We start from the raw sequence: 14,456 nt of genomic DNA, 5'->3' as shown, positions 1-14,456 counted from the left end.
AAGGACTGGTGGAGCGCTTAGAAGTGAGAATGCCGGTATGAGTAGCGAAAGATGGGTGAGAATCCCATCCACCGTATGACTAAGGTTTCCTGAGGAAGGCTCGTCCGCTCAGGGTTAGTCGGGACCTAAGTCGAGGCCGATAGGCGTAGACGATGGACAACAGGTTGATATTCCTGTACCACCAAACCACCGTTTGAGCAATGGGGGGACGCAGAAGGATAGGGTAAGCATGCTGTTGGTTATGCATGTCCAAGCAGTGAGGTGTGAGTGTAGGCAAATCCGCACTCTGTAACATTGAGCTGTGATGGCGAGGACTTAGTCCGAAGTTCCTGATTTCACACTGCCAAGAAAAGCCTCTAGCGAGGTGATAGGTGCCCGTACCGCAAACCGACACAGGTAGTCGAGGAGAGAATCCTAAGGTGAGCGAGAGAACTCTCGTTAAGGAACTCGGCAAAATGACCCCGTAACTTCGGGAGAAGGGGTGCTCTTTTGGGTGTATAGCCTAGAAGAGCCGCAGTGAATAGGCCCAGGCGACTGTTTAGCAAAAACACAGGTCTCTGCAAAACCGTAAGGTGAAGTATAGGGGCTGACGCCTGCCCGGTGCTGGAAGGTTAAGAGGAGTGCTTAGCGCAAGCGAAGGTGCGAATTGAAGCCCCAGTAAACGGCGGCCGTAACTATAACGGTCCTAAGGTAGCGAAATTCCTTGTCGGGTAAGTTCCGACCCGCACGAAAGGCGTAACGATCTGGGCACTGTCTCAACGAGAGACTCGGTGAAATTATAGTACCTGTGAAGATGCAGGTTACCCGCGACAGGACGGAAAGACCCCGTGGAGCTTTACTATAGCTTGATATTGAATTTTGGTGCAACTTGTACAGGATAGGCAGGAGCCTTAGAGCCCGGAGCGCCAGCTTCGGAGGAGGCGTCGGTGGGATACTGCCCTGGTTGTATTGAAATTCTAACCCATACCCGTAACCCGGGTAGGAGACAGTGTCAGGCGGGTAGTTTGACTGGGGCGGTCGCCTCCTAAAGTGTAACGGAGGCGCCCAAAGGTTCCCTCAGAATGGTTGGAAATCATTCGAAGAGTGTAAAGGCAGAAGGGAGCTTGACTGCGAGACCTACAAGTCGAGCAGGGTCGAAAGACGGGCTTAGTGATCCGGTGGTTCCGCATGGAAGGGCCATCGCTCAACGGATAAAAGCTACCCCGGGGATAACAGGCTTATCTCCCCCAAGAGTCCACATCGACGGGGAGGTTTGGCACCTCGATGTCGGCTCATCGCATCCTGGGGCTGTAGTCGGTCCCAAGGGTTGGGCTGTTCGCCCATTAAAGCGGTACGCGAGCTGGGTTCAGAACGTCGTGAGACAGTTCGGTCCCTATCCGTCGTGGGCGTAGGAAATTTGAGAGGAGCTGTCCTTAGTACGAGAGGACCGGGATGGACACACCGCTGGTGTACCAGTTGTTCTGCCAAGAGCATCGCTGGGTAGCTATGTGTGGACGGGATAAGTGCTGAAAGCATCTAAGCACGAAGCCCCCCTCAAGATGAGATTTCCCATTACGCAAGTAAGTAAGATCCCTCAAAGACGATGAGGTAGATAGGTTCGGGGTGGAAGCGTGGCGACATGTGCAGCTGACGAATACTAATCGATCGAGGACTTAACCAAATATGAATTTGTATACATCAATGTCTTTTATTCAGTTTTGAAAGAATAATTTTTTTAAAAAAACTCTTGTAATTTTCTACAGAGTTGTTATAATAAAACTTGTCTTTCAATAATTATTCAAGTCTAGTGATGATGGCGAAGAGGTCACACCCGTTCCCATACCGAACACGGAAGTTAAGCTCTTCAGCGCCGATGGTAGTTGGGGGTTTCCCCCTGTGAGAGTAGGACGTCGCTGGGCTTGCAATAAATACATAAAAAGTAGTAAGGAAATTAAAGTAATTGACTACTAGAACAAATGAAGTTGACGCAAAAATGCCTTACTTATTGTAATATTACCCAGGAGGATTAGCTCAGCTGGGAGAGCATCTGCCTTACAAGCAGAGGGTCGGCGGTTCGAGCCCGTCATCCTCCACCATTTTTCTACAATTGCCGGAGTAGCTCAACTGGTAGAGCAACTGACTTGTAATCAGTAGGTTGAGGGTTCAAGTCCTTTCTCCGGCACCATTTTTCGAGCCATTAGCTCAGTTGGTAGAGCATCTGACTTTTAATCAGAGGGTCGTAGGTTCGAATCCTACATGGCTCATCACTTTTAAAGTGAATTATGTATGCGGGTGTGGCGGAACTGGCAGACGCACTAGACTTAGGATCTAGCGCCGCAAGGCGTGGGGGTTCGACTCCCTTCACCCGCACCATTAATTTCATAACCGAGCGGAAGTAGTTCAGTGGTAGAACACCACCTTGCCAAGGTGGGGGTCGCGAGTTCGAACCTCGTCTTCCGCTCCAAAGATTCATTTAAGTGCCGGGGTGGCGGAACTGGCAGACGCACAGGACTTAAAATCCTGCGGTAGGTGACTACCGTACCGGTTCGATTCCGGTCCTCGGCACCACTTTTATGAAAGAAATATGCGCTCGTAGCTCAATTGGATAGAGCACTTGACTACGAATCAAGAGGTTGCAGGTTCAAGTCCTGCCGAGCGCACCATTTATAACGGGAAGTAGCTCAGCTTGGTAGAGCACTTGGTTTGGGACCAAGGGGTCGCAGGTTCGAATCCTGTCTTCCCGACCAGTTATTAAAAAATGGGGCCTTAGCTCAGCTGGGAGAGCGCCTGCCTTGCACGCAGGAGGTCAGCGGTTCGATCCCGCTAGGCTCCACCATTTTAATTTTGAAACACTTAAAGATCTTGGCGGCGTAGCTCAGCTGGCTAGAGCATTCGGTTCATACCCGAAAGGTCGTGGGTTCGACTCCCTCTGCCGCCATCTTAAGGACCTTTAGCTCAGTTGGTTAGAGCAGACGGCTCATAACCGTCCGGTCGCAGGTTCGAGTCCTGCAAGGTCCACCAACAATATTTTGGAGGAATACCCAAGTCTGGCTGAAGGGATCGGTCTTGAAAACCGACAGGCGGGTCATACCGCGCGGGGGTTCGAATCCCTCTTCCTCCTCCATTTTTAATACATTGTTGATGGAAATGAAAATTATCATTATTTAAAAATTAAGCTAATATTAAGATGTATATTATTGTCGCGGGGTGGAGCAGTGGTAGCTCGTCGGGCTCATAACCCGAAGGTCGCAGGTTCAAATCCTGTCCCCGCAACCAAATGGTCCCGTGGTGTAGCGGTTAACATGCCTGCCTGTCACGCAGGAGATCGCCGGTTCGATCCCGGTCGGGACCGCCATTTATTTATAAGTTTTAATAGATATAAAACAGTACATATTTATTAGAGATTTAGGATAAGCAAGCAAATCAAGGAAGCAATCGTGTGAAAGAAGAAACGTACTCAAGTACGTGACTAATTGAACTAGTGTTGTTGACGAGATATGCGCCGCTTAGCGTAAATAGAAGAGGCTCAGTAGCTCAGTCGGTAGAGCAAAGGACTGAAAATCCTTGTGTCGGCGGTTCGATTCCGTCCTGAGCCATCATGATGCGGGTGTAGTTTAGTGGTAAAACCTCAGCCTTCCAAGCTGATGATGAGAGTTCGATTCTCTTCACCCGCTCCAATAATGGGCCTATAGCTCAGCTGGTTAGAGCGCACGCCTGATAAGCGTGAGGTCGATGGTTCGAGTCCATTTAGGCCCACCATTATTCCGAAGTAGCTCAGTGGTAGAGCAATCGACTGTTAATCGATTGGTCGTAGGTTCGAGTCCTACCTTCGGAGCCATATATATGGGGAAGTACTCAAGTGGCTGAAGAGGCGCCCCTGCTAAGGGTGTAGGTCGGGCAACCGGCGCGAGGGTTCAAATCCCTCCTTCTCCGCCATATATAGGCCCCTTGGTCAAGCGGTTAAGACACCGCCCTTTCACGGCGGTAACACGGGTTCGAATCCCGTAGGGGTCATAAATTTAAAGAAAAAGGGTAATCATTTATTATGATTACCCTTTTTTTCTTATTTCTAGAAATAAAAAAGTATATGAATTTTGGATGCTAGGAATCCACAAAAATTCCCCCTAAATTTTATCTATGAAGTATCTATATAAACTAGCATCGCTCTTATTAAAGCGGGTAAGAAACGCATTGTTTATATAATGCGTCTTAGTGACCGCCGCTGGGATTTTCGCTCTAGGCGGACGCTTTCCGAGGGGGGAGCGATGAGCCAGCACCGTCGCATGCGCGCCGTTTGTGCTGTCTCATCTGTCTCCCTGATCCCTTCGGAGTCGCCGCCTGTTGCTTCTATCCATCAAATTTGCAAGCTCAATTAGCTTCACTACTTGCCATTCAATCTTATGAGGTATTTTCTAAAATAAAATCTAATAAGTGGATGGAAGAAACCAATGTCTCCATATAAAGGGTTTACTTGGCGTGAGACGACACTTATTAATTGGACACTATCAACATTGTAGGTAATAAAACCTATATTGCACATACACTCTAAAATGTTGCGTAAAATGGAAGATAAGTTGCGAGTATCGTGTAAAATGTTGCACATAATTTATTGAACAATTGTATCCAGATAAATAGAGAAGATACTTTTGTCATAGTACGACTACACTGAATAGATAGTAATGCTCTGTGGGATTGTAGCGAAAGGGTGGCGACTCCAGCGGGAATAGCATGAGCTGAAGACCCTGGACTGAGCGCAAGCGAAGGAAGCGGCTGAAGCCGTGCCCGCGGAAAGCGTCCGCCCTGCAGCGGAAATCCCAGCGGTAACTTTCTTAAGACGCACTTTATCTAAATTCCGTTCATATTGCGCGTAATAAAAAAACCTTTTGTGCTCGAAATTGTATCTTCGTCCGCTTTTAAAAGAGTAGGAAAGTATCTAATCTCATATTATCCAACCAAATGGATTATGTCTTTGCGTATTTCAAGAGGGCGACGGACAAACATCCACAAAAATTCCAACGGTAATAGTGTAGATGATGTTTCGTCCAAAGCATTCTAGAAATAGAGAAGACAAAATGCACTTAATGGGCGCATGCTCTTTTCTCAAAATACAAAAAAGTAGCATATCAAAAACAGCTAGGAAGAGATAGACTTCCTAGCTGTTTTGATGTTCTATTCAAATGTAATAACCTAAAAGTAACCCAATGCCAAGAAGAAAAACAAATATTGTGTTTGTGAGTGCTGTATCCTTCATTGCCGGTGCTACTTCGATTGCGTTCTCTTTTTCTCTAAATAATTTGATCGCATGAATTGGCTTTTTAATACTTAGCAATACTAACAGTGTCCAAGGGGTAACAACTTGCATAATAACCAAGCCAACAATCCATAGGTAGGAGATGATAAAGTAAGCTGCTAAGATGGTAACGGCGTTTTTTCTACCGACAAGTATTGCCATTGTTTTTCTACCGCCTGCTTTGTCCTCTACAAGATCTCTCGTATTATTAGAAAGCATAATCCCTGCTACAAGTAGAGCACTTGGAACAGAAAGTAAAATTGCGAAGTTGGGTACAGTACCAACTTGAATGTAAGTAGCTATTAAAACAATTAACATACCCATGAAAAATCCGCTAAACAATTCCCCAAATGGTGTATATGCAATAGGATATGGCCCGCCAGTATAGAAGTATCCTACAGCCATAGAGAGTGCCCCCACAATTAATAACATCCAAGAACTTTCGTAGCATATGTAGATTCCTAGAAATGCAGCAATTGCATAAAGTAATAATGCTAATTGCATTACTGTTTTTGGCTTGACACCATTTCGAACAATTGCACCACCAATGCCTACCGATTCTTCATGATCAAGTCCTCGGGCAAAATCATAATATTCGTTAAACATATTCGTTGCAGCTTGAATAAAAAGACAAGCAAATAACATAGCCAAAAATAGTGGCCAGTTAATATTTGCATAATAAAGAGCAATCATTGTTCCTAAAAATACTGGAGCAAATGAAGCAGTCAATGTATGTGGTCTTGTTAATTTCCACCAAACTCGCCATCCTGTATCGGCTTTTAGTTCATGTGACATAGGTTTTTTCTCTCCTTTAAAAGAATCAATATCAATTTTAGCATAGTTTCGCTCCTAAATGTGTGCCGAAAATCGCAGAAAGATGTATGATTAAGGGTAGAGTATTTTAGCGATAAGATACATTATTTATTTTAAAGGTTATTTATACGGAGGTAATATATATGCCGAACACCACCGGCCAAAAGAAGTCAACATTACGTTTTTATACGGAAACAATAGAGGTATCGAGATTATCCGCTCATGCTTTTTTTGAGGCAGGAGATGAAAACTATAAAGGTAAACGTTTTTTCTGGCAAAATAAGGAGAAGACTTTTACATTAGTTGGATTAGGACATGCTCATACAATTGCCAATGAACTTGAAGAGAATAGATATCAGGATATTGCTTCAAAATGGAAAGAGTTATGTCAGTTAAATTTAAAGGAAAAAGCGGATGTATCACCTATTCTTTTTGGTGGGTTTTCCTTTGATCCATTCAATAAAATCTCTTCAGAGTGGGATACATTCCCTTCTGCATTTTTTACATTATCTACTTTTCAATTAGTTATTCGAAATGAACAAGCGTTTGTCAGTATTCATTTAATAACGGATGAAGAAAATAGTATGGATACGTTTGAACAACTTCGAATCGAAAGAGATGCGTTAATACACACGTCTCAAGTAAAAGAATTAAAAAATCATGCAAAGTCTAGATTAGTTGAAAGAGAAGATCGGTTAAAAGAAAAATATTTACAAGCAGTAGAAGATGTTACAAAAAGAATTCAGGAAAATGAAGTCAAAAAAGTCGTAATAGGACGTTCTTTAAAACTTACATTTGATGATGTTTTTTCTTCTGCGAGTGTTCTTTATAATACTTCCATAGAGCAACCAGAAAGCTATTTATTTGGATTAGAGAAAGACGATAAAATATTTTTTGGTGCCACACCTGAACGATTAGTAAAGGTTGAGCACGGAGAGGCACTTTCGGCAGGAATTGCAGGTTCTATTAAACGCGGTGAAACATCAGTTGAGGATAAACAACTTGGTGAAAGTTTATTAGCTGATCCGAAAAATTTAGCAGAGCATAAATATGTCGTGGATATGATTAATAAAGTCTTTGAGCAATATTGTGATGAAGTGAAAGTTCCTTCTAGACCTAAACTACTTAAAATAAGAGACATCCAGCATTTGCATACCCCAATACAAGGTCAGTTAAAAAATTCTGCATCACTTTTTCAGTTGGTAGAAGCATTACATCCGACTCCGGCAATGGGTGGTGAGCCAAGAGAAGAAGCAGTTACCATCATTAGAGAATCGGAGCAAATGAATCGAGGATACTATGCGGCACCCATAGGTTGGATAGATACAGAAGGAGACGGTGAGTTTGCGGTTGGCATTCGCTCAGCTTTATTAGAAAAAGAGCATGCTTACTTATATGCGGGCGGTGGAATCGTTGCTGAGTCCTCCTCTTTAGAAGAATTTGAAGAAACACGTGTGAAGTTTCGACCAATGCTTCGGACACTTGGAGGGAATATGAATGAATAATAGCGCTTATTTGACGTCATATGTTAATCAATTCGTTGAAACAGTAAAGCAAGCGGGTGTGGAAGATGTCGTCATCTGCCCTGGATCTAGATCGACACCACTCGCATATGCCTTTGCAAAAAGTGAAGGATTTCATTTTTATCGCCAAATCGATGAGCGTTCAGCTGCATTCTTTGCATTGGGAATTGCGAAAGCAAAAAAACTGCCAGTCGTTTTACTATGTACATCAGGGACAGCAGCAGCGAACTTCTTCCCTGCCATTGTAGAGGCGTACTATGCTCGCATTCCGTTACTTGTTGTAACAGCAGATCGTCCGCATGAACTACGTGAAGTTGGCGCACCTCAAGCGATTGATCAAGTACATTTGTTTGGAAAGCATGTGAAATGGTCTGTAGATTTTCCAATACCAGAGGATAATAATGAAAGTTTACCTTTTATCGAACGCCATATTCATCGTGCAATTACGACAGCAAATGCCTTACCAATGGGCCCAGTTCATATTAATGTACCATTCCGTGAGCCTCTTCTGATTAATATGGAGCAGCAACATCCTGTAGTGCAGGTAAGTCAGACGGAAATGGGGCAACTTGTGCCTAGTGTGGAGTTTATTGGCTGGTACAAGGATTTATTGCAAACGAATGAGAAAGGGTTAATCATTGTTGGTGATTCTCTTCCAACAACGGCGGGTTTTTGGGAGTTTGCAAGAAAGGTTCAATGGCCGATATTAGCAGATCCTTTGTCTAATTTACGTTGTTCAGTTCCAGAAGATTGTTTGCCTTTATGTATTGATCAGTATGATGCGATTTTAAAAGAAAATGCATTTAAAGACTTTGTTATTCCAGATGTTGTCGTTCGTTTTGGTGCACAGCCTGTTTCTAAACCGCTCACACAATTTTTAAAAGCATGTAAACCGACCATTTTTATCGCTGTAGATGAAAGTCCTATTTTCCGTGACTCTTTGCATATCGTTACCCACCATATTCAAGTTGGTGCTACTTCACTATGGATTCCAATCGAAGAAAAACAATCATCCAGCTATTTAGAAAATTGGACAAAAGCGAACGATATCGCTACAAAACATGTTCAAGCTTATATAGAAGTGGAAGAGGACGAAGGTGCACTCGCAGCTACTTTATTTGAAACACTATCAAATGGTGTAGATTTATTTGCAAGTAGTAGTATGCCGATTCGTGATGTAGATACATTTTTCAATAAAACTACGAAGGATATCCAAATATATGCTAACAGAGGAACGAATGGGATAGACGGTGTTGTTTCTACTGCACTTGGTGTTCAGGCAGCAACTAAGCGTCCTGGTTATTTACTCATTGGGGATTTAGCTTTCTTACATGATGTAAATGGTTTGATTGTAAGTAGATTTCAGCAAACCGATTTAACGATTGTCATTATGAACAATGATGGTGGAGGTATTTTTTCTTATTTACCTCAATCGAGTGAAACAAATTACTTTGAGCACCTATTTGGTACACCTACGGGCTTAGAATTTTCACATATAGGTGCTATGTACGATGCACAATATGATGCAGTCCATTCAAAAGAACAATTCGTTCGTGTATTGAATCAGCAGAAAATGAAAGATGTTCGTATTATTGAAGTGTTTACCAATCGGCAAGTGAATACGGATACACATCGAAAATTATGGGTAGCTATTTCGGAGGAGTTAGACTCGATTTGGAAAGTTCAAATGTAAAAGTTCGTAATATCACTATGCATGTTAAGAGATATAATATCGGAGCAATTGAAAAAATAGTATTCCTTCATGGGTTTACTGGCTCTAGTGCTACTTGGGACGAGGTAATCACACTTCTTCCTTCATCAGTGGAAATACTTACAATAGATTTAGTTGGGCATGGGCAAACATCTAAGCCAACCGATTTTACTCGCTATTATGCGGAAGAACAAATAGAAGACTTGCATGAGCTATTTCAATTATTAGGATGGAGTCATTTTACGCTCGTCGGTTATTCTATGGGAGGTAGATTAGCGCTTGCTTATGCAGCTAAATATTCTGTAGACAAGTTAATTCTTGAGAGTAGTTCTCCTGGCTTAGTTAATGAAAAAGAGCGTGTAACAAGAAAGCAGGCGGATGAATTGCTTGCGGAAAGAATATTAAGTGAAGGAATTTCGGCCTTCGTCGATTTTTGGGAAGACATTCCTTTATTTCATTCGCAAAAAAGCTTATCAATGGAAAAACAGCAGGCTATTCGGTTGGAAAGACTTGCAGGATCCGAAGTGGGACTATCTAACAGCTTAAAAGGGTTTAGTACAGGAATACAACCTTCTTACTGGGGTAATCTAGAAGTTATGAAAGTTGCAACTACCATAGTTACTGGAGATTTAGATCGAAAATTTTATGAGATAGCTTTGGAAATGAAAAAACTTCTTCCAAATAGTAAGCACGTGCATATTAGTAATGCGGGACATGCAATTCATGTGGAAAATCCCGAATTGTTTGCTACAATAGTAAAGGATATTATTTTAAAGGAGGAATAAGGATGACTCGTGAATGGACAACCTTACATACATATGAAGATATTAAGTATGAGTTTTATAATGGGATTGCAAAAGTGACGATTAACCGTCCGGAAGTACGAAATGCATTTCGCCCAAAAACAGTAATGGAAATGATTGATGCATTTTCACGCGCGCGCGATGATAAAAATGTAGGTACTATCATTTTGACTGGTGAAGGGGAGCATGCATTCTGTTCAGGCGGAGACCAAAAAGTACGCGGACATGGTGGTTACGTTGGAGAAGATGAAATTCCTCGTCTAAATGTACTAGATTTACAACGATTAATTCGTGTAATTCCAAAACCAGTTGTCGCAATGGTAGCTGGTTATGCTATTGGAGGCGGACATGTACTTCACGTTGTTTGTGACTTAACAATTGCTGCAGACAATGCTAAATTTGGTCAAACAGGACCTAAAGTTGGTTCGTTTGATGCTGGGTATGGTTCTGGTTATTTGGCGCGTATTATCGGACATAAAAAAGCGCGTGAAATTTGGTATTTATGCCGTCAATACGACGCTGGGCAAGCGCTTGATATGGGCTTAGTCAATACGGTAGTTCCTTATGCACAATTAGAGGACGAAACGGTACAGTGGTGTGAAGAAATGCTTGAAATGAGCCCAACTGCACTTCGTTTCCTAAAAGCTGCAATGAACGCAGATACAGATGGTTTAGCAGGTCTTCAACAATTGGCAGGAGACGCAACACTTCTATATTACACAACAGATGAAGCAAAAGAAGGTCGCGATTCATTTAAAGAAAAACGTAAACCTGACTTCGGTCAATTCCCACGTTTTCCGTGATTATTGCATCAATGAATTTTGAGAAAGCTGTCCTTTTATAGGGCGGCTTTTTTATCTAAAGGAGACGAATACTTTGTATCCGAATTTATTAGTAAAACGTGTAAGTCTAACACCAAATCGAATTGCTTTAAGGTTTAACGAGAAAGCATGGACATTTGAACAACTGTCTAATGAAGCCAATGAATTTACAGAAAAACTATATACAAAAGGTATAAAATTTGGAATGAGAATTGCCATTTTAGCGTCATCTGATGCACAATTAGTCATTGCGATACACGGGTGTATACAGCTTGGTTGTGAGTTAGTGATGTTAAATGAGCGTTTAACTGAGGAAGAGTTGCGTTATCAATTACAGGACAGCAATGCCGATTATTTATTAGTCGATAGTGTGGAAAAAAGAAGTTTAACTTATCCTAATAGGCTTTCATTTGAAGAGCTCAACTTGGCGAAAAGAACTACATTCGAAATAGAAAAAGAGTGGCCAAAAAACCGGACCATCACGATTATGTATACGTCCGGAACGACCGGACATCCAAAAGGGGTTCGGCAATCACTCGAAAATCATGTGATGAATGCAACTGGTTCTGCACTCAATTTAGGAGTTCAACCAAATGATTGCTGGTTATGTACAGTTCCTTTGTTTCATATTAGTGGTTTTTCCATATTAATGCGTTCAGTTTTGTATGGAATGACGGTAAATCTTCATACAAAGTTTGATGCAGAAAAAGCAGTAAAAGAAATAATGAGTGGAACAGTTACTAGGATGTCTGTTGTCGCAGTGACGCTCGAAAGAATGATTACAGTTCTCGAGGAAAAAAATGAATTCTTCCCAAATACGTTTCAATCAATGCTTGTGGGTGGGGGTCCAGTTCCCCTAAATTATTTAGAGCGAGCAATAGTACGAAATATTCCTGTGCTACAAACATACGGAATGACGGAAACTGCTTCTCAGACAACGACCTTATCGAGCGAAGATGCTATTCGAAAATTAGGCTCTGCAGGCAAACCGCTTTTCTTTGCGGATGTTCGTATTAATGGAGAGGATGAAATTGGAGAAATTTGTATTAAGGGTCCTCATGTGACAAAAGGGTACGTAGGTGCTTCTGAGTTGAAAAATCCTTTAGTAGACGGTTGGCTTCATACGGGAGATATGGGATATATCGATGAAGAAGGATATTTGTTTGTAGTAGATCGCCGTTCTGATTTAATCATTTCCGGTGGTGAAAATATTTATCCGGCGGAATTAGAGCAAGCATTAGTGAGACATCTAGCGGTGAAAGAAGCGGGTGTTGTTGGAAAGCAAGACGACAAATGGGGACAAGTTCCTGTCGCATTTATTGTGTTAAAGGAAGAAGTAAGTGAAGAAGCGCTAAAAGCATTTATGAAAACGGAAATGGCTTCTTATAAACAACCAGTTGCTTATTACTTCGTGGAGCAACTGCCGAGAAATGCTTCGAATAAGCTAATGCGCAGAGAGTTACTTAAGTGTGTGCAAAATATGAAATAAATGGCTAAGGGCGACCAAACAATGAGTGAAAGCAACCAATTAGGATTTGAAAGTAACTAATTTCGCACTGAAAGCAACCAATTCAAATATGTAAGCGACCAAATGATACAAATTAGATATTAATTGAAATACGCCACCTTTTAAAGTTAAAAGTGGCGTTTTCTTATTCAATTCAGTGCAGTTTTTAATGTTTCTAAATTTTTGTTCATTAGTGTGAAATATGTTTCATTATTTTCAATATCTTTTTTGGATAGAACGCCTAAATTGTGTAATACTAAGCTTTTAGCATTAAGCTCTTTTTGAATGACTCCCGTTAGCTTAGAAGAAACGTTTTGTTCAAACAAAATGTATTTAATATCTTTTTCTTTTGCTAAATCAATGATTTTCGTTAGTTGTTTTTGAGAAGGCTCATCTTGTGAATTAAGACCAGCAACTGCTACTTGTTCTAGACCGTACTCATGTGCTAAGTAACCAAAAGCTGCATGGGAAACAAAAAATGTTTTATTAGGAGCATTTCGTGCCATCTCTTTATAGACTGCATCTAATTCTTTTAATTGTGCGATTAACGCTTCATAATTTTTTTCGAACTGCTCTTTTTGTTCAGGAGCACCTTCCACAAGCGAATCTTTGATAGATAAAGCTAAATCTTGACTAATCTGTGGAGAAATCCACACATGCGGATCTATTTTGCCATGGTCATGATCATCATCGTCTTCTTCATGTTCATGTGTATTAGCTTCTAGTTCGTCTTTCGGAACTGCATCAGCAGTTGCAACCATCTTCACATGTTCATTTTCTAATGTTTTTTTCGCATTTTCAACGAAACCCTCTAAACCTAGTCCTATGTAGAAAAACAGGTCAGCATCTGCGAGAGTCATCATATCTTTTTGAGTTGGTTCAAATGTGTGTTCATTTGAGCCCGCAGGATATATAGAGGATACCTGTACGGCGTCTCCGCCAATTCGTTCTGCAAAGTATTGTAGTGGATATACAGTCGTATAAATTTGTATTTTATTGTCTTTTTTTTGTTTATCTACATTTATGGTTTCTTTGTCTCCACAAGCGGCGGTAAATAATGCAAGTATAATTACTAAAGCTAGTAAAAGTGTTCTTTTCATCTTGCCATCTCCTAAATAGTAATGATTACGTTTTGAATTTTTTTAACTTTTTAAGCTTACAAGACATTATAAAAAAAAGCAAGAAAAAAACCTTTGAAGTTATTTTTTCTTCAAAGGCCATTCTTCAGGAACAGGGTCAAAACCACCTTCATGAAAAGGGTGGCATTTAGATATTCTTCTAATTGTCAAGTATCCACCTTTGAATGCACCGTGCTTTTGCACAGCCTCTACTCCGTAATGAGAGCAAGTCGGATAGAAGCGGCAACTAGGCGGTGTTAAAGGGGAAATTATTTTTTGATAGAATTTAAAAATCCATAATATTATGTACTTCATACGTTATTCAGCTTCCTTCGGTGTGTTTTCGCTTACGTTTATTGTATGAAAATAAGTGGTATATGAAAAGTAATAACAACTATTCTTTTAGGGAGAGTGACAACTTTATGTCAGCAGAATTAAATAAAGAACTAAACAAGCAGGTCGCTTTATGGTCAGTCATGTACGCAAAATTGCACAATTTTCATTGGTACGTAAAAGGGCCATCTTTTTTTACACTACATGCAAAGTTTGAGGAATTGTACAACGAAGCTACATTAAACATGGATGAAATAGCTGAACGTATTTTAACACTAGGAGCTAATCCAGTTGGCACATTAAAAGAGCATTTAGAGCTTTCGGATGTGGAGGAAGCGAGCAATAAAGAAACAGCCGACCAAATGGTTGAAACAGTTGTAAAAGATTTTGATAAAATAATGATGTCTTTAAAAAAAGGAATGGATGAAGCAGCAAAAGACGAAGATGATATGACAGAGGATCTACTGAATGCTATTTATCAAAAAACAGAAAAACACCAATGGATGCTCAATGCATTTTTAGGGGACTCGAACAAATAATCTCGTTCAACTTTTTCTA

General features: G+C 41.1%; 9 protein-coding genes, 20 tRNA genes and 2 rRNA genes (1 of these 31 cut by a window edge). 28 read left to right on the top strand and 3 right to left on the bottom strand.

Going from position 1 to position 14,456, the window contains the following annotated elements:
- The 22 genes from ACEPXG_RS12485 to ACEPXG_RS12380 form a co-directional block, all read left to right on the top strand.
- Positions 1-1,660 (top strand): 23S ribosomal RNA (locus ACEPXG_RS12485) (it extends 1,268 nt beyond the left edge of the window).
- A 122-nt stretch (positions 1,661-1,782) separates the two neighbouring features.
- A 5S ribosomal RNA gene (gene rrf / locus ACEPXG_RS12480) occupies positions 1,783-1,898 on the top strand.
- A gap of 101 nt (positions 1,899-1,999) precedes the next feature.
- Positions 2,000-2,075 (top strand) — tRNA-Val (locus tag ACEPXG_RS12475).
- 13 nt (positions 2,076-2,088) lie between these two features.
- A tRNA-Thr gene (locus tag ACEPXG_RS12470) sits at positions 2,089-2,164 on the top strand.
- A 6-nt stretch (positions 2,165-2,170) separates the two neighbouring features.
- A tRNA-Lys gene (locus tag ACEPXG_RS12465) sits at positions 2,171-2,243 on the top strand.
- 24 nt (positions 2,244-2,267) lie between these two features.
- Positions 2,268-2,352 (top strand) — tRNA-Leu (locus tag ACEPXG_RS12460).
- Between the two features lie 16 nt (positions 2,353-2,368).
- Positions 2,369-2,443: transfer RNA gene (locus tag ACEPXG_RS12455), tRNA-Gly, on the top strand.
- 15 nt (positions 2,444-2,458) lie between these two features.
- Positions 2,459-2,547: transfer RNA gene (locus tag ACEPXG_RS12450), tRNA-Leu, on the top strand.
- Positions 2,548-2,565: 18 nt separating this feature from the next.
- Positions 2,566-2,642, top strand: a tRNA-Arg gene (locus ACEPXG_RS12445).
- A 7-nt stretch (positions 2,643-2,649) separates the two neighbouring features.
- Positions 2,650-2,726, top strand: a tRNA-Pro gene (locus tag ACEPXG_RS12440).
- Positions 2,727-2,739: 13 nt separating this feature from the next.
- Positions 2,740-2,815, top strand: a tRNA-Ala gene (locus ACEPXG_RS12435).
- A 28-nt stretch (positions 2,816-2,843) separates the two neighbouring features.
- Positions 2,844-2,917 (top strand) — tRNA-Met (locus ACEPXG_RS12430).
- 6 nt (positions 2,918-2,923) lie between these two features.
- A tRNA-Ile gene (locus tag ACEPXG_RS12425) sits at positions 2,924-3,000 on the top strand.
- A 10-nt stretch (positions 3,001-3,010) separates the two neighbouring features.
- Positions 3,011-3,103, top strand: a tRNA-Ser gene (locus ACEPXG_RS12420).
- Positions 3,104-3,180: 77 nt separating this feature from the next.
- Positions 3,181-3,255, top strand: a tRNA-Met gene (locus tag ACEPXG_RS12415).
- Positions 3,256-3,258: 3 nt separating this feature from the next.
- Positions 3,259-3,334: transfer RNA gene (locus ACEPXG_RS12410), tRNA-Asp, on the top strand.
- A gap of 168 nt (positions 3,335-3,502) precedes the next feature.
- Positions 3,503-3,575 (top strand) — tRNA-Phe (locus tag ACEPXG_RS12405).
- A 7-nt stretch (positions 3,576-3,582) separates the two neighbouring features.
- Positions 3,583-3,656 (top strand) — tRNA-Gly (locus ACEPXG_RS12400).
- A gap of 5 nt (positions 3,657-3,661) precedes the next feature.
- Positions 3,662-3,738: transfer RNA gene (locus ACEPXG_RS12395), tRNA-Ile, on the top strand.
- 4 nt (positions 3,739-3,742) lie between these two features.
- A tRNA-Asn gene (locus ACEPXG_RS12390) sits at positions 3,743-3,817 on the top strand.
- A 7-nt stretch (positions 3,818-3,824) separates the two neighbouring features.
- Positions 3,825-3,915: transfer RNA gene (locus ACEPXG_RS12385), tRNA-Ser, on the top strand.
- Positions 3,916-3,921: 6 nt separating this feature from the next.
- Positions 3,922-3,993: transfer RNA gene (locus tag ACEPXG_RS12380), tRNA-Glu, on the top strand.
- A gap of 1,159 nt (positions 3,994-5,152) precedes the next feature.
- Here ACEPXG_RS12380 and ACEPXG_RS12375 read toward each other — a convergent pair.
- Positions 5,153-6,064, bottom strand: a complete 912-nt coding sequence (locus ACEPXG_RS12375) for a 1,4-dihydroxy-2-naphthoate polyprenyltransferase (protein ID WP_391202840.1) — start codon at positions 6,062-6,064, stop codon at positions 5,153-5,155.
- A gap of 161 nt (positions 6,065-6,225) precedes the next feature.
- Between ACEPXG_RS12375 and ACEPXG_RS12370 the strand changes: the two genes are divergently transcribed.
- From ACEPXG_RS12370 to ACEPXG_RS12350, 5 genes are all read left to right on the top strand, one after another.
- Complete coding sequence (locus tag ACEPXG_RS12370) at positions 6,226-7,587, top strand: isochorismate synthase MenF (protein ID WP_391202837.1); 1,362 nt, start codon at positions 6,226-6,228, stop codon at positions 7,585-7,587.
- Positions 7,580-9,298 carry a 2-succinyl-5-enolpyruvyl-6-hydroxy-3-cyclohexene-1-carboxylic-acid synthase gene (menD, locus tag ACEPXG_RS12365; protein ID WP_391202834.1) on the top strand — a complete coding sequence of 573 codons (1,719 nt, stop codon included), beginning with the start codon at positions 7,580-7,582 and terminating at the stop codon, positions 9,296-9,298. The genes ACEPXG_RS12370 and menD overlap by 8 nt, the downstream gene beginning before the upstream one ends.
- Entirely contained in the window at positions 9,280-10,101 is an 822-nt protein-coding gene (menH, locus tag ACEPXG_RS12360) for a 2-succinyl-6-hydroxy-2,4-cyclohexadiene-1-carboxylate synthase (protein ID WP_391202831.1), read from the top strand. The genes menD and menH overlap by 19 nt, the downstream gene beginning before the upstream one ends.
- Positions 10,102-10,103: 2 nt before the next feature.
- Positions 10,104-10,922 (top strand): 1,4-dihydroxy-2-naphthoyl-CoA synthase, encoded by an 819-nt coding sequence (gene menB / locus ACEPXG_RS12355; RefSeq protein ID WP_391202828.1) that lies wholly within the window; start codon positions 10,104-10,106, stop codon positions 10,920-10,922.
- A gap of 73 nt (positions 10,923-10,995) precedes the next feature.
- Positions 10,996-12,429: an o-succinylbenzoate--CoA ligase gene (locus tag ACEPXG_RS12350; RefSeq protein WP_391202824.1), complete on the top strand. Its 1,434-nt coding sequence runs from the start codon at positions 10,996-10,998 to the stop codon at positions 12,427-12,429.
- 167 nt (positions 12,430-12,596) lie between these two features.
- Here the strand turns inward: ACEPXG_RS12350 and ACEPXG_RS12345 are convergent, their stop codons facing one another.
- Positions 12,597-13,547, bottom strand: coding sequence for a metal ABC transporter solute-binding protein, Zn/Mn family (locus ACEPXG_RS12345; protein WP_391202821.1), 951 nt, complete (start codon positions 13,545-13,547; stop codon positions 12,597-12,599).
- A 99-nt stretch (positions 13,548-13,646) separates the two neighbouring features.
- Complete coding sequence (gene yidD, locus ACEPXG_RS12340; RefSeq protein WP_391202818.1) at positions 13,647-13,880, bottom strand: membrane protein insertion efficiency factor YidD; 234 nt, start codon at positions 13,878-13,880, stop codon at positions 13,647-13,649.
- Between the two features lie 107 nt (positions 13,881-13,987).
- Here yidD and ACEPXG_RS12335 point away from each other — a divergent pair, with 107 nt between their 5' ends.
- On the top strand, positions 13,988-14,437 hold the full coding sequence (locus ACEPXG_RS12335; RefSeq protein ID WP_391202815.1) for a Dps family protein: 450 nt from the start codon (positions 13,988-13,990) through the stop codon (positions 14,435-14,437).
- Positions 14,438-14,456 lie beyond the last annotated feature (19 nt).

The sequence above is a fragment of the Psychrobacillus sp. L4 genome (genome assembly GCF_042944905.1).
In the GTDB taxonomy this organism is placed as follows: Bacteria; Bacillota; Bacilli; order Bacillales_A; family Planococcaceae; genus Psychrobacillus.
The sequence above is the reverse complement of the archived record's forward strand: the minus strand, read 5'-3'. Positions and strand labels throughout refer to the sequence as shown.